This is a genomic window from Phocaeicola sp. RTP21359st1_B8_RTP21360_211022, from assembly GCF_040911965.1.
Taxonomy (GTDB): domain Bacteria; phylum Bacteroidota; class Bacteroidia; order Bacteroidales; family Bacteroidaceae; genus Phocaeicola; species Phocaeicola vulgatus.
This window is the reverse complement of sequence record NZ_JBDFXP010000020.1, coordinates 78837-94503: the sequence shown is the minus strand read 5'-3', so window position 1 is coordinate 94503 and position 15667 is coordinate 78837. Positions and strand designations below refer to the sequence as shown.

Annotated in this window: 10 protein-coding genes and 1 pseudogene; 3 read left to right on the top strand and 8 right to left on the bottom strand. The window is 42.9% G+C overall.

The window, feature by feature from the left end:
* The first annotated feature begins 21 nt into the window (after window positions 1-21).
* Complete coding sequence (locus AB5062_RS12105; RefSeq protein WP_016271641.1) at window positions 22-3177, top strand: SusC/RagA family TonB-linked outer membrane protein; 3156 nt, start codon at window positions 22-24, stop codon at window positions 3175-3177.
* Between the two features lie 21 nt (window positions 3178-3198).
* Window positions 3199-5169, top strand: a complete 1971-nt coding sequence (locus AB5062_RS12100; protein ID WP_005841087.1) for a SusD/RagB family nutrient-binding outer membrane lipoprotein — start codon at window positions 3199-3201, stop codon at window positions 5167-5169.
* Window positions 5170-5477: 308 nt separating this feature from the next.
* Here the strand turns inward: AB5062_RS12100 and AB5062_RS12095 are convergent, their stop codons facing one another.
* The 6 genes from AB5062_RS12095 to AB5062_RS12070 all read right to left on the bottom strand — a co-directional run bounded on the left by AB5062_RS12095 (window position 5478) and on the right by AB5062_RS12070 (window position 11836).
* Complete coding sequence (locus AB5062_RS12095) at window positions 5478-5942, bottom strand: hypothetical protein (protein ID WP_005841085.1); 465 nt, start codon at window positions 5940-5942, stop codon at window positions 5478-5480.
* Window positions 5943-5986: 44 nt separating this feature from the next.
* Window positions 5987-7639 carry an AMP-binding protein gene (locus AB5062_RS12090; RefSeq protein ID WP_005850772.1) on the bottom strand — a complete coding sequence of 551 codons (1653 nt, stop codon included), beginning with the start codon at window positions 7637-7639 and terminating at the stop codon, window positions 5987-5989.
* A gap of 83 nt (window positions 7640-7722) precedes the next feature.
* Entirely contained in the window at window positions 7723-8277 is a 555-nt protein-coding gene (locus AB5062_RS12085; RefSeq protein ID WP_005841081.1) for a helix-turn-helix domain-containing protein, read from the bottom strand.
* A gap of 177 nt (window positions 8278-8454) precedes the next feature.
* Complete coding sequence (locus tag AB5062_RS12080; RefSeq protein WP_016271644.1) at window positions 8455-8874, bottom strand: DUF1893 domain-containing protein; 420 nt, start codon at window positions 8872-8874, stop codon at window positions 8455-8457.
* A 17-nt stretch (window positions 8875-8891) separates the two neighbouring features.
* Window positions 8892-10418, bottom strand: coding sequence for a 4Fe-4S binding protein (locus AB5062_RS12075; RefSeq protein WP_032946243.1), 1527 nt, complete (start codon window positions 10416-10418; stop codon window positions 8892-8894).
* A gap of 35 nt (window positions 10419-10453) precedes the next feature.
* Window positions 10454-11836, bottom strand: coding sequence for an aldo/keto reductase (locus AB5062_RS12070; RefSeq protein ID WP_005841075.1), 1383 nt, complete (start codon window positions 11834-11836; stop codon window positions 10454-10456).
* 236 nt (window positions 11837-12072) lie between these two features.
* Here AB5062_RS12070 and AB5062_RS12065 point away from each other — a divergent pair, with 236 nt between their 5' ends.
* The gene (locus AB5062_RS12065; RefSeq protein WP_041174395.1) at window positions 12073-12369 is read left to right on the top strand and encodes a hypothetical protein; all 297 of its coding nucleotides are present in this window, start codon (window positions 12073-12075) and stop codon (window positions 12367-12369) included.
* Between the two features lie 391 nt (window positions 12370-12760).
* Here the strand turns inward: AB5062_RS12065 and AB5062_RS12060 are convergent, their stop codons facing one another.
* Window positions 12761-14644 carry a sodium:solute symporter family protein gene (locus tag AB5062_RS12060; protein ID WP_117848993.1) on the bottom strand — a complete coding sequence of 628 codons (1884 nt, stop codon included), beginning with the start codon at window positions 14642-14644 and terminating at the stop codon, window positions 12761-12763.
* A gap of 17 nt (window positions 14645-14661) precedes the next feature.
* Window positions 14662-15563 (bottom strand): annotated as a pseudogene (locus tag AB5062_RS12055) (alkaline phosphatase).
* Window positions 15564-15667 lie beyond the last annotated feature (104 nt).

Here is a 15667-nt window from a genome sequence, read left to right as displayed (position 1 = left end):
ACTTTAAAAAAAATCACAGCTATGTTAAAACGACTAAAATCAGTCAGTATGTTGCTGTTCCTAATGGGTGCCTCTACCGGAGCAGCATACGCGGTCGCCAATCCCGGCGTTGCCGATGTGAAAATCACACAACAAAATGGAGCTTGTACAGGAGTTGTAGTAGACGCTACAGGTGAAACCGTTATCGGTGCGTCTGTAGTAGTGAAAGGTACGACTAATGGTACGATAACCGGACTTGATGGCGACTTCTCTTTATCCAATGTGAAAAAAGGGGATATCATTCAAATTTCATTTGTAGGTTATCAAACAGTAGAGATTCCTTGGGATGGACAACCCATGAATGTAACTTTACAGGATGACACACAAACATTGGGTGAAGTTGTAGTGACTGCTCTTGGTATCAAACGTGAGAAAAAAGCACTGGGTTATGCCATGCAGGAGGTAAAAGGTGACGCGTTACTTGAAGCTCGTGAAACGAACCTCGCAAATGCTTTGACAGGTAAAGTTTCAGGTGTCCAGATTATCCGTTCAAGCAATGGTCCTGGCGGTTCTTCCAAAATCCAGCTTCGTGGTGCGAATTCTGTAACAGGTTTGAACCAGCCGTTAATTGTTGTCGATGGTGTGCCAATGGATAACTTTACAGGAGCAAGTAATAATGATATTGATAACCCGACATTGGATATGGGTAATGGACTTTCAGATATTAATGCTGAAGATATTGAGTCCATGTCTGTGTTGAAAGGTGCGTCAGCTGCTGCTCTTTATGGTTCTCGTGCCGGTAATGGTGTTATTTTGATTACAACTAAAAAAGGAACAAAGCGTGAAGGTTTGGGTATCACCATCTCTGGTTCAGTTTCCGCTGAGACAACATTTATGCTCCCTAAACGCCAAAAAGCCTTTGGACAAGGTGAGAATGGCGTGTTCGACTCAACTAACGGCTATAGCTGGGGACCTGAAGTAACAGGGCAAAGCTACACAAAATGGGATGGTACAACTGCAAATATGCAAATCTTTGATAACGTAAAAAATTTCTTTGATACAGGTGTGAACTTATCAGAAAGCATATCATTCCAGCAGCAGTATGATAAAACATCCATTTACACCTCATTGAATCGTATGGATGACTCCAGCATGATACCGGGTGCTAACTTAAGCCGTACAAACTTAACTTTGCGTGCATCTTCTACTTTTGGTAAAGATGATCGTTGGAGTATTGATGCAAAAGTACAATACATCAATACCCTCGCAGAAAACCGCCCTATCAGTGGTGCACGTGGGAATAATGCATTTTATACTATTTTCAATATGCCTACGACTATTGACATCCGTGACTTTTCCAGCCCTGTCAAAGACGAATTCGGCGAAATGATCTGGTGGAGTAAAGGGGGTATCAACCCTTATTGGTCTAAAGATTATAATCCCAATAAAGACAGTCGCAATCGTTTCCTGATGAACGGATCATTGAAGTACAAATTTACAGATTGGCTGGATGCTGAAATCAAAGCCGGTAGTGATATGTATTTCACTGAGGGTGAAGAGAAATTGTATGCAGGAAGTCCTACTAATAATAAGAACAGCCGTTACAGCACTAGTGAGAAAAAGTTCTTCGAAAATAATTTCAGCTTTTTGATCAGTGGCCATAAAGATGAATTGTTTGGAAAATTTGGTGGTAATTTCTCTTTTGGTGGTAACTTAATGGAAAGAAAATCTACAGGTTTGGATAATGCTATGGGAAAATTGACTGCTCCCGATTTATTCTCTTTAGCCAATGGTGACAAAAAAGATTTGTCAATAACCGAAACCTATATTCATAAAAAAATCAATTCTTTGTATGGAACTCTTGGGATCAACTATAATGGTTGGGCATTCTTGGATGCAACTTTCCGTAATGACTGGTCATCAGCTTTGAATAAAGAAAACCGTTCATTCTTCTATCCGTCTGTTTCATTGTCATGGGTGATCAGTGATATGGTGGGTAAAGTAGGCAAAGGCATGCCCGAATGGTTTACTTATGCTAAAGCACGTGCATCTTTTGCACAAGTAGGTAACGATATGGATGCATATCAGTTATATAATACATATAGTATTGGTTCAGACCCTAATGGCAATACAACTGCCGGACAAGGAAAAACCAAATACGATGCAGATGTACGCAGCGAGTTGATTACTTCTTGGGAAGCCGGTGCTGAATTGAAATTCTTCAATAACCGTTTAGGAGTTGACTTTGCATGGTACAAGACAAACGCAAAACGCCAGTTAATGAATATTCCTTTAAATAACCTTTCCGGTTATGATAACATGAAAGTAAATGCAGGTAACATTCAAAATACCGGTATTGAAATCATGTTGAATGCACGCCCTATCGAAACAGCTCAATTTAGTTGGGATACTCAGTTGAACTTCTCTCAGAACAAGAGTAAGATTATTGAATTATTACCGGGAAAACCAGGTATGCAGTATGCTTTAGGAGGTTCTGACGCATTACAGGTTTATGCAGTTGCGGGAGGTGCTTATGGTGAAATCTGGGGTACCAAATATCAACGAGTAGAAGAAGGAGAATTTAAAGGACAATTATTACTCAATGAATCAGGACTGCCACAGGCCACTAGTGACAAGCATAAGATTGGTGAACAACAGCCTGACTTCCTATTAGGATGGACAAATACATTTAATTATAAAAACTTCACACTTAGTTTCCTGATTGACGGACGTTTTGGTGGCGATATTTTCTCATTCACTAATATGAACTTGCAACGTAGTGGTATTGCCGAATGTACTGCTCCAGGCGGTAAACGTGAGGATATCGTTGTAGCGGGAGTTATCAAAGATGGTAACGGTTATAAGGTAAATGATCAAAGTGTTTCTTTAGAACGTTATTACAAAGCTTTGGCTACAGGTCGCGCCGGCATTTCGGAAGCTTATATTTATGATGCTACCAACATCCGTTTGCGTAACATCGCCTTGAGTTACCGTTTCCCGTCATCTATGTTGAAAAAGACCCCGTTCCAACAGGTTAAGCTTGGTTTCACTGTGAATAATGTATGGATGATTTCAAGCCATTTGGATGGTATTGATCCGGAATCAGTATATGCTACAAGCACTAATGCAACAGGTTTGGAGAACTCGTCAGCTCCGACATCACGTTCTTACCTGTTTAATGTGACTCTTGGTTTCTAATCATAAAAAAGAAAAAGAACAATGAAAACAATGAATAAATTATTTTTGGGGCTTGGCTTTTGCGCCGGATTAGTTTCCTGCTCTGACTTTGATGAAGTCAATACCAATCCCACAGCTGCCGGTGAGGAATATGTAAAACCTCAATATGCATTGAATAATTCTATAGGACAGGCACAGATGAATCCCGGTACTGCAGAACGTATAGTAGTCTATAATTGGGCTAGTGCTGCCAGAATTTGTGGAGAAATGAGTTTTCTGAACGTAGGCCGCTATAGTGATGATTATACATCTGCTTATTATTATCCTGATCTCAGCGCCAGTATTAAAAATGCGACGTTGGCTATTACAGCAGTAGAGAACCAACTCGAAGCGGCCACTACCACTGCACATGAAAAAGAATTTTTCCCGAACGTAAAGCAGTTTGCCCGTATTTGGCGTGCCTATCTTATCAGTGAGTTTGTCGATAATTTCGGACCTTATCCTATTGAAAGTTTCCTAGGGGAAAATCCTGTTTTCAACTCAGAGAAAGATGATTATGAATTCATTTTAAAGGAGTTGAAAGAAGCCGCAGCAGCTATCAACACCTCTGTCCTACCTGTTGAGGCAGAAGGTAAATGCGACCCGTTTGACAATGTAAAATATGATCCTGTGAAGTGGCAGAAATATGCAAATTCACTCCGTATGCGTCTGGCTATGCGTTTATCAAACATCGACAAGGCAACTGCGCAGACCGAATTTGAGGATGCGGCTAAAGGTAACAAGATTTTAACGGCTGATGAGATGTTTGCAGTAAAAGAAAATGATGGATGGGATGTCTTTTCCGGAGTATATACCCGTTCATTTGACGATCAGGTTCTTTCCTCAACAGTTGCTAATCTTCTGACCAATTTAGGTGGTATTAAAGTAACAGAACAACGTTCCGATTTGGCTAGTTATGTTAAACCAGCTAATTATTTAGGTATTAAATATGACAGACATTATGTTGCTAATACAGATAATCCTACTAAACAATATTGGCTGGATGGTATGCCGGAAAATCTTGATCCGCGTGCATTAAAGATATTCTGTTTACCTGATGATGAAAATGCTGAGAACTACATAGATAAATATAATGATAGAACAGCTAAAGATTTCGTTCTTTACACAGTAGACGAAAACGGGAATCCGATTCCTAATAAGGATAATCCTGGGGAAATAAAGATTGATGCAACTCGTTGTTGGAATGGTTATCCCGCTGGTTCGCGCGGTGGATGGTCGCCAACCTTGGCTTATAACCAACTGGTGACAAATGGATATGGCCCCGGCTGTACTCTTCCAATGTTGGGTAAAGACTATTGTCAGGGCAAATCTCGCATATTCTTTGCAGCATGGGAAACTTATTTCTTGTTAGCAGAAGCTTCATTGTATGGTTGGAACACTGGAACAACAGCAAAAGAAGCCTATGAGAACGGTATTAAAGCTAGTTTTGAATACTTTGGTGTTAGCGAATATGTGAATGATTATCTGAATTCCACCAACTATAATCGTGTAGGTACTTCAGTCAAATTTGATCATACCACTGAACCGACTGCTGAACAAATGACTTATGTGGATGGATACAGCAAAGAACAGAAAACTGTTACTTATGAATATCCTACAGCTTCTAAAACTTTATATGGAAAAGCATTGAATGACCACTTGACTAAAATTATCACTCAAAAATTCATTGCACAAACTCCGTATTTGGTATTGGAAATGTGGTCGGATTTCCGCCGTTTGGGATTACCATTCTTTGAGATTCCTGCAAACGAAAGTTCAATGACTGGTTCAGACATGGTTAATGCTTGGAATCCTAATTCTTGGAAAGACGGACAGAAGTGGGAATTTTATCCACAACGTATGCGATATCCTTCCAGTCTGGAGAATGCAGATCCCGAAGGCTATAAACAAGCTGTAGAGTTGTTAGGAGGCTCAGATAATATCATCACTCCTTTATGGTGGACCGGACGTTAATGTCTTAACCTAGGACATTCATAGAATATAAGTTAGCCAGCTAATTCATACTTAAAGTATTGCGAATTAGTTGGCTAACTTATATTCTATGAGTGTCCCTTATTATGCCCAAAATCATTTGATTTTCTGATGCCGGCAAAGCATATTACACATGGATCATAGAGTCCTTTAACATTCATAACTACACAAAAAAGAAGGACTACCTTCTCACGAAGACAGCCCTTTCATTTGCTATTAATAATCTAGTAATTTTCTGGTAAATTTTGAACGCTCTCTTATCTAAGAAACAAGCATTAACGCTCTTTTGTTTATTCCTCCATTATAAAACTTTTCAGTATTTTTTCGGCAATATTTTCATTTTCCTTGCTATAGATAATAGATATATAAAATCCACTACCTGCCGTCTTAGTCATCAAACAAGCATAAAGGCAATGATCTGTTTCGCAGCTCCCTCTTAAATAAGTACCGAAAAACTGTGGTAACTCAAACTCCTGCACTGCCGACTGGTCTTTCACCCCGTCATCATTGGCATAGTCTTTTAATACACTTTTCAAGTCACTTTTTGTCATACCATCCGAATCCAAAGACTGAATGGTGATATAAAACTTGGAATTGTTCAGAAGAAAAGTCTCCTCTGTATCCTCCTCCACCAAAATCCCTTTTGGAGCCTCAAAAGTCAGACCATAGGCTGTCCATGTAATAGGAACCAAAGCTTGCGCACTTACTGATAGCCAAGCCAGACTTAAAAACACAAGAAGTAAAACCTTTTTCATTTTTAATTATTTTACCAATAAAACTCCGATCAGTCCACAACTGATTATTTATCCTTTTCACGGATTTCCACGCGACGAATCTTTCCACTGATGGTCTTTGGAAGTTCTTCTACAAACTCTATGACACGTGGGTACTTGTACGGAGCAGTCACACGCTTCACATGATCTTGTAACTCCTTTACCAACTCAGGTCCTTCCTTACCCTTAAAAGTTTTAGAAAGGACAATCGTCGCCTTTACCACCTGACCACGGATTTCATCAGGCACACCGGTAATCGCACATTCCACAACAGCCGGATGAGTCATCAAAGCACTTTCCACCTCGAACGGGCCTATACGATAACCCGAACTCTTGATCACATCATCAGCACGACCTACAAACCAAAAATAACCATCCTCATCACGCCAAGCCACATCACCTGTATAATAAATACCATCATGCCAAGCATCTTCCGTTAATTCCGAAGCACGATAATATTCTTTGAACAATCCCAATGGTTTACCCCTATCTGTACGAATAACAATCTGACCTTGTTCTCCATCTTCAGCAGAACGCCCGTCGTGAGTCAACAAATCTATATCATATTGAGGATTAGGTACCCCCATACTTCCAGGTTTAGGCTCCATCCAGGGAAAAGTACCTAAAGTCAACGTGGTTTCCGTTTGTCCAAAACCTTCCATCAGACGAATACCTGTGATTTTCTTGAACGTTTCATATACAGAATAGTTCAAAGCCTCTCCCGCCGTAGTACAGTATTCCAAAGAAGAAAGATCATATTTACTAATGTCCTCCTTAATTAAAAAACGATAAATAGTGGGAGGAGCACATAAAGAAGTGATATGATAATCCTGAATCTTTCCAAGAATATCTGCCGGTGTAAATTTCTCATGATCATACACAAAAATATTGGCTCCTGCTATCATCTGTCCATAAAGTTTTCCCCAGACAGCTTTCCCCCAACCTGTATCGGCAATGGTAAGATGAAGACTGTCACGATGCAAATTATGCCAGAAACTGGCAGTTACAATATGTCCCAAAGGATATGTAAAATCATGTGCCACCATCTTAGGTTCGCCTGTAGTGCCCGAAGTGAAATACATTAATGAAGTATCTTCATTCGTATTGGGATGTTCCGGTTTGACAAAAGGAGCAGCTTTTTCAATACCTTTATGAAAATCTTCAAAACCCTCCGGAATATCCGGTCCTACACTGACCAGTTTTCTTACTGAAGGACAATCGGGCATGGCATCTATAATATGCTTTGTTATCACATCTTCTCCTGCAGCTACAATCATCTTGATATCAGCAGCATTACAACGATACACGATATCCTTTTTTGTCAACAGATGAGTTGCAGGAATAACCACAGCTCCTAACTTATGCAAGGCAATAATAGAGTACCAGAACTCATAACGACGCTTTAAAATAAGCATCACCATATCACCATGACCAATACCAAGGCTCTGAAAATAAGAAGCAGTCATATCCGTATACTTTTTCAAGTCTGCATAAGTATATTGTATATGCTCCCCTTTATCATTAGTCCATAACAATGCTTTCTTATCGGGTTCTTCGGCAGCCCAGGCATCTACTATATCATAACCAAAATTAAAATTTTCAGGGATTTTAATCTTTAAATTCTTTATAAAGTCCTCTTGTGAGGTAAATGTGGTCTGTTCTAAGAATTTTTCTACCATAATCTTATTCAATTAAAAATTGAGAACCAAAAATTAGAAATAGTTGCAGTCAATGACAACGCTGTCTTTTTAATCTCAATTTATTATAATATTACTGCCAAGAATTTCACAGTCTTATCATCCAATGCCATCATACCATGTGGAATAGAAGAATCAAAATAAAGACTGTCACCTGGATTCAAGATCAATTCTTTTCCATTTATATTAAGTAACATTCTTCCTTCAATAACCAAATTGAATTCTTGTCCCTCATGTGAGTTAAAATGAATCGGAGTATTTTCCGGTTTCGGTTCTACAGTCACAATAAAAGGATCAGCCTTACGCCCGCGAAAACCGGAAGCCAATGACTGATATTTATACGCCTTGGTCCGTTCTACCGACACTCCTGAACCACAACGGGTCAGAAAATAAGAACTCATCTTAGGTTCTTCACCAAACATTAATACATCCAATGCAATACCGTATTTACGGGCTATTTTCTGTAAAGCACTGACAGAAATATCTTTCTCCCCGCTTTCCATACCCAAATACTCTTCCACTGAAAGCTGGCAACTTTTAGCCACTTCATCAGGAGTCAGTTCCAGAACGTCCCTTAATCCCTGGAGACGCTCAGCTATTTGTTTTATCTGGTCACTCATAATCTTATTGTTTTATGCTTCAAAGATAATGAAGATTTAAGAATTCCTAGCAAAATTTCATTAAGTTTCGAAGAAAACCATCTGACAGACAACATTAGTTAAGATTATATGCAAAACGTTTACTCTCCGAACGTACAGCATCATCAGCACATTTGAAACAAGACAAGAACCACGAAGTTAGCTTCCGAAGCCCCTCATCCTTTCCACAAAATTCTGAATCACCGGATACATAGCCTCAGGCGATTCCAACTCATAGCAAAGAGTTTCCAAAGGACACCAACCTGTCCGGTTTCTGTTCCAAATACGAGAAACTATTTGAACACACTCCACCCTAATATTCGCCTTGTGCAATACAGCCAATGCAGGCTCACTGATGATATCCGTATAAACCTCCCGGACACCCCCCAGCACCATCAATGCGGCAGCTGCTTTTCCTACCACCTTGTCAGCAACCTGCGCTCCATGCAAAAAGACCGGATGCTGATTCAGCAAATCATATAAATCGGCTACCCCGCGTTGGGTAAAAGTACGGATCTCTTCCTTTCTGATAACACAGGAATAGCCGCCTTCATGCAACAATCTGATTAATTCATCCATCTTCCTTTCTATTTCATTCAGATAATACGATGCATCTCATGACCTTCTACATAAATAGCACTAAACGGGCGGCTCGGACAAAGATTTTCACAAGCGCCACAACCGATGCAACGTTCTGTATTCACAACCGGTATCTTAAGTGATTTTCCATCATCGGCATCTTTAGGAACCATCAAGATAGCCCCCGTAGGACAATGACGGGCACAATTTCCACAACTTACCCCATCTGTGTTCACTATACAATTCTGAGCAACCCACACAGCATGACCAATCTGTACAGATGACTTCTCTGTCAAATCAGCCAAGTGAATAGCATCAGTAGGACATACTTCTGCACATTTCGCACACTCAGGACGACAATATCCACGTTCGTAAGACATCTCGGGCTGCATCAGATGTTTCAAATCACCGGACGGACGCAATACCTGATTAGGGCACACCGACACACAAAGCTGACAAGCCGTACAGTGCTGCGCAAAATGACGGAAACTCAATGCTCCCGCAGGAACAATAGGAGTGGCACGCTTGGGAACTTTCTTATCTATAAGAGGAGCCAGACCGCCATCCACTTTCTTTTCCTGAGCTTTTACGGCAACACTTGCAGCAATCAAAGCCGAAACCGTAAAGAACCCACGCCGTGCAGTATCTACCTTTTCTTTGTTTAAAGACGCCTGAGAAACCCGTTTGCCAACTCCTTCACTTGCCGGAGCCTGTTTCTTCAGAAGCATCTGCCCCGATACATATTTTATTGCCCCTTGGCGGCACTTGCCTAGACAATCCATACAAGCAACACAACGGGAATAATCAATCTCATGTGCTTTGGGATTAATGCAGGAAGACTTGCAATTACGAGCACAAAGTCCGCAACCATTACATTTAGACGTATCAATAACCGGTTTAAAATAAGAATATCTAGATAAGAATCCCAATACTGTACCCACCGGGCAAATGGTATTGCAATAAGTTCTTCCTCCACGCCATGCCAAAATAAAAAGCACAATCACAGTACCCACTGCAACTGCAAAAGTAGAAAGACCTTTCATCCAAACATCTACCGAATAAAAAGCATAACTGTCCACACGCTCCGCCCATAGGACAAGTACATTGTTCCCCCACTGATACAAAGGTGTCAGCAGGTTAGAAACGATACGGCCGTATGCACTGTAAGGAGCAATCAACGCCGCCAATGAAACCGCCCCTGCTACCAAAGCGACGACAAACACTGCCAATACCCCATAGCGTAACCACGACAAAGCAGGCGAGTAGCGGAAACGATTCTTCTTTACCTTTCCCGAAACCCAGGAAATGATATCTTGAAACACCCCTAACGGACAGATAACCGAACAATAGACACGCCCCAAAAGCAGAGTCAACAAAACAAGGGCTATCACCACCCCCACATTCAATGCCAGCACGGCAGGAAGGAACTGTATTTTCGCCATCCAGCCAAACCAACCATGCACAGTTCCAGTAAAATCCAAAAACAGCAACGTGATCATTGTAAAGAACAAAAGGGCGGCGGCAAGTCTTATTTTACGTAACATAAGCATTCGTTATTTTATCATGTTTATCCATTCCATTATAAAGTCTCTTGTTTCAACTGTTCCACATATGCGTCTATGCGATGCAGTTCTTTGGGAATATCAATGCTTTGAGGGCAATGCGGATTACACTGGTTACATCCGGTACAATGGCTTGCCTGCCGCAGTTTGGGCACACTACGATCATAACCTATCAGGAAAGCACGCCGTGCACGGCGGTAATTCTCATCCTGACTGCTTTTAGGCACATTTCCTTCGTTGACACATTTATTATAATGCACCAGAATCGCCGGAATATCCAACCCGTAAGGACAGGGCATACAATATTTGCAGTCATTGCAAGGAATCGTAGGGAACTTCAGCATCAATTGGGCTGTTTCTTCCAAGAACTCTTTTTCTTCCTCATTCAAAGGTTCCAAGGGCGAATAAGTCCGAAGGTTATCCTGCAAATGTTCCATATAAGTCATTCCACTCAGCACACACAACACGTTGGGATACGTACCGGCAAAACGGAACGCCCACGATGCCACACTGTTCTCCGGGCGACGCTGCTTCAAGCGCGCCACCAGGTGGTCGTTCAGTTTAGACAAACGTCCTCCCAACAGCGGCTCCATAATCACAGCCGGAATTCCACGCTTGGCCAACTCTCCATACAAATATTCCGCGTTAACATTTCTACCCGAAGCATGGCGCCAATCTACATAGTTCATCTGAATTTGCACAAAATCCCATTTCACATCCAGCGACAGCAAATAATCAAACACTTCCACCGATCCGTGAAATGACCATCCCAAATTACGAATACGGCCTTCTTCACGCTCTTTTAGTAAAAAGTCAAGAACTCCATTGTCAATATAACGGTCATGGAAAGTCTTGATCCCTTCCCCTCCACCTACGGAATGAAGCAAATAATAATCCAGATAATCCGTCTGCAATTCTTTCATCGACTGATGGTACATCTTGATGGAATTCTCACGAGTATAGTTTTGGAAATTGGACATCTTTGTCGCAATCAAGAGCTTTTCGCGGGGATAACGTTTCAAGGCCGCACCGGTGGCTCTTTCAGAAAACCCTTGGCAATAAACAGGAGATGTATCGAAATAATTCACTCCATGAGCGATAGCATAATCCACCAGTTCATTCACCGCATCCTGATCTATCACATTTCCATCGCTGTCCGGTGCAGGTTTCAACGGCCAGCGCATACATCCATATCCTAAAAGTGAGACACGCTCCCCTTTGGGGGAAACGCGATACGTCATTTTATCCACAGGCACTTCGCCCAATACAGAAGCCTCGGATGAAGCCGGTTTCCCTTCGGATGCACAACCATACAGGGCTGCCGCCGATGCAGCCGCACTGACGCCTACTATCTTCAGAAACTTCCTGCGGCTCATTTCCTCTTTATCTCTCTTTTCCATAACCTTTTTTTATACTTAAGCACTGATTACCAATATTCGCAAAGATAAAAAGATTCCTTGATATTTATTGCGGCAAAGCACCTCATAATTACATAAAATGCGCACATAGTGCCACATGAATAATATTCTATCATAAAATGCCAAAAACTTCTTTCATTTTTGCATAACTCCAAACATACAGATCATTATTCTTCAAAAAAATACCATCCCATGAAAAAACTACTTCCGGCAAACTTATGCCTCTTCTCTTCCTTTCCGCTCCGGGTATAGGAACAAGATATTCTGATAGCTACTCCGAACACCTCCCTGCCGTTGTCCGTTCCCGAAAACGTGAAGCCATTATTACCTACAAGAAAATCCGTCCGATGATACAGCTGGGCAATTTATCATACCGTCTCATCTCGCCTTACAATGATAGAGGTGCTTTCTCACTGATGCTCTACACCCCACAGAAAAAACATGCCGTGTTCTTGCCTACAAGATTCAGCATTATTGCAATCAGATTGTTCCCCGTTTCCGCATGGACAGGCTGAAAGCCGACAAGCAATACCGCATCACGGAACTAAACCGGAAAAGATGCCCGTCCGCTGCCACTGGACAACAAAATGTTCTCCGGAAGAATACTGATGAAACAAGGTGTCGAGCTACCGCTACAACATGAGTACGCCAGCCGCATACTGGAGCCGCCCGAAGTGAGCTAAACCTTCCGGTTGATATTGACAGACAAAAAGAGGATGTCAAAACTCTGTTTTTGAAAATATGAACTTATAATCTGGCATTTGAACATCCTAAAAGGCTAAAGAAAGGGCCGTATCATTACTCAATACAGAGCTTGATACGACCCTTTTTTAAGTGTTATAAATACGATCTGTAACTTTGCGGGGTAGCCATTTTAGTTTTGACACATTTACCCTTTTTTGTCTATCAGTCCATTCCGATACGTTTCATCAACTCATCATATTCCTTCTCTTCCCTGCACAACGGCCTGTACCAGGTATATTTCAACACCACGGTGGTCACCACCAGCAGCAACACCGACGCAATGAGTCCCCCCGTACCGCGCACCACCAGATACATGGGCACAATAGTGAGACAGCACTGCCACACGATACCAATCGCCACATTGAACATATCCCGCTTGAAATGGCGGTTGCGCGTCACCTGCGGATAGCGTGCTACCGCCTTGGCCGCCACCGGTTTCCACCACCCCCACGGACGTACCCGGATATAGAAGTTCACCAGCGTCTCCTCGTCAGTAGGAGGTGCCGAGTACGTACCCACGATACAACCCACCAGCGAAATGCCGAACAACACGGGGAAAAAATAAAGTACCAACGAATCGGGTACCGTGAACTTCATCACAATGGCAGCCACCACACCCGAAGTCATTCCCCAGAAATACCCTTCACCATTAAACCGCCACCAGTGCCACTTCAACACATTGGCGGCAATATATCCGCCGAACAACGCGCCCACAATCCACTGGAAAATCTCGTTGATGTCCTTCAGAAAAAAGCCCATCACCGTACTGATAACCACCACCAGTACCGAAACGAGGTAACTCGCCCGTATCTGTGTCCTGACGGAAGCCCTTGGGTTGATATACTTCAGATAAATATCATTCACCACATAGGCCGGTGCCGCATTCACCGTAGAAGCGAATGTAGACATGAATGCCGACAGCAATCCTGCCAGTAACAAACCCGCCAGCCCCACCGGCACATACTTCGTAATCAGGTGAGGAAGAATTGTTTCGAAATCCGTGTGGACAGCCGTCATCTGTTCCAGTCCTCCATCCACTTTAAAGAAATAGATAGCCAGCAACGCAAATCCCATAATCATCAGATAACGCGGAATCAGCAGAATGACCGATACCGAACCGCTCATCAGCGCCGCCTCCTTGGGTGACTTGCACGACAGGATCTTCTGCATGTCATAGTTCGGAGCAGGTCCCGCCATGCTCATAAAAATCCCTTTCAGCAACGCCATCATCACAAAGACACCCATCAGGCTGTAAGGCTCGTCCGCCATGCGTTCCGTCAGCAAACTCATCCGTTCACTCCAGTCAATGTCCAGCGTCCAGCCGAAGAAAGGCGACTCCCACCCTGCAGGCACAAATTCCCGGATCATTTCAGGAGTCACCATGTTCATCCCGATAATGGCAATGACCACACCCGCCACCGTCATGATGAGGAACTGCACCACATCCGTCCACACAATGCTGAGCATACCGCCCAGCATCACATAGAAGGTAGCAATGGCCGTAAAGAAAATGCCGTAAAAATGAGGCACATATTGTACCGGAATATCCCAGGGCACATACTGCGACACTACCTCCCACGGAAAAAAGATCTCCATGAACTTGCCGATTCCGATAAACCCGTAGCTCAAGAAGCCCAGCACGCTGAGCAGAGCAAAGACAATGACAATAGTATGCGAGAGCGTAGCCCCCCGCCCCTGCCCGAAACGGGTCTTTATCCATTCGGCGCCCGTCAGCACATTGCTCCGGCGGAGCCACACCGACAGATAGACCATCAGGAAAATTTGATTGAACACGGGCCACAACCATGGAATCCACAGACTTTTGAACCCATAAGCAAAAGCCCAATACACCATCAGCATGGTGCCGGTAATATCAAACATGCCCGATGCATTCGACAGTCCCAACATATAAAACGGCAACGACTTTCCGCCCAAAAAATAAGAATCCATATTCTTTGCCGCCTTCTTTTTCAAAAACAACCCGATGGCGACAATAACCATCAGATAAGCACAAATAATCAGAATATCAACGATATGCAATTTCATAGTATCCGCTTCATCTTTTATTCAAACACCTGTGTCATGGGGCGTCCTATCCACACCTGCGGTTGCTCCAGATTGAAAACAGATGCTATAGTAGACGCGCAGTCAAACTGCATCATGCTCTCTTCGAAAGCTCCCCCCTTCTTGATGTTCTTTCCGGCGATAATGAACGGCGTTTCCATCTCCTCCATGGTCTTTCCGCCATGTCCCTTATTGATTCCCCCATGATCAGCGGTGACAATAATGATGCTGTTTTCATAAATACCCGCTTCCTTGATGGCATCCACAATACGGCCCACATAGCCGTCCAGTTCTCTCAGTTTGGCATAATAAGCCGGAGTATCGTGTCCGTCACCGTGCCCCACGTGGTCAGGGTTGTCGAAACAGAAAGCACTCAACACCGGTTTCTTCTGCGTAATATACTCACAGGCCATGTCACACAAAGCCGTAGGATGCGTGTTATAGTCGGGTGCCTGCGCATGATGGTTCAAAGCCAGCGTATCTACCAGATACTTGATACCATCCCATTCATACAGTACGCCCATCTCGGCATCGGGAGCCGCCTTGCGCAACTCGCTGAACACGGTGGGGAAAATGCCATGCTCGTTCAGCACACGCGAGGGTAGTTCGGGTGTTCTTGATCCCCACTCCGTGTACCCGTGCAGTTCAGGACCTGCCCCCATAAACATGGAAGCCCAATTTACAGCACTGGATGAAGGAAGTACACTGCGTTTTTTCAACGTGTAGCATCCGGCATCCATCAACGCCTTCACGTTCGGCATATCCGCTTTTCCACACTGTAGGCGCCCCATCCGTCCAAACCGATGACAAACACATGTTCCGCTTTCCATTCCGGAGCCTTCCGGCAACCCGACAACACCATTACGGCTATGCACATAGCCCATAAAGCAATCTTTTTCATACAATATCTATTTTGGGTTTATAATTACAAAATTAGCCATTTATTCCCTTTCGACAAGAAAATAAATGGCATTATCCACTTCTCTTTCCACCTAAAAAACAGCC

Coding starts and splice junctions, on each gene's coding strand:
- AB5062_RS12105 (WP_016271641.1), top strand. CDS start 22: ATGTTAAAACGACTAAAATCAGTCAGTATGTTGCTGTTCCTAATGGGT.
- AB5062_RS12100 (WP_005841087.1), top strand. CDS start 3,199: ATGAAAACAATGAATAAATTATTTTTGGGGCTTGGCTTTTGCGCCGGA.
- AB5062_RS12095 (WP_005841085.1), bottom strand. CDS start 5,942: ATGAAAAAGGTTTTACTTCTTGTGTTTTTAAGTCTGGCTTGGCTATCA.
- AB5062_RS12090 (WP_005850772.1), bottom strand. CDS start 7,639: ATGGTAGAAAAATTCTTAGAACAGACCACATTTACCTCACAAGAGGAC.
- AB5062_RS12085 (WP_005841081.1), bottom strand. CDS start 8,277: ATGAGTGACCAGATAAAACAAATAGCTGAGCGTCTCCAGGGATTAAGG.
- AB5062_RS12080 (WP_016271644.1), bottom strand. CDS start 8,874: ATGGATGAATTAATCAGATTGTTGCATGAAGGCGGCTATTCCTGTGTT.
- AB5062_RS12075 (WP_032946243.1), bottom strand. CDS start 10,418: ATGTTACGTAAAATAAGACTTGCCGCCGCCCTTTTGTTCTTTACAATG.
- AB5062_RS12070 (WP_005841075.1), bottom strand. CDS start 11,836: ATGGAAAAGAGAGATAAAGAGGAAATGAGCCGCAGGAAGTTTCTGAAG.
- AB5062_RS12065 (WP_041174395.1), top strand. CDS start 12,073: ATGCCTCTTCTCTTCCTTTCCGCTCCGGGTATAGGAACAAGATATTCT.
- AB5062_RS12060 (WP_117848993.1), bottom strand. CDS start 14,644: ATGAAATTGCATATCGTTGATATTCTGATTATTTGTGCTTATCTGATG.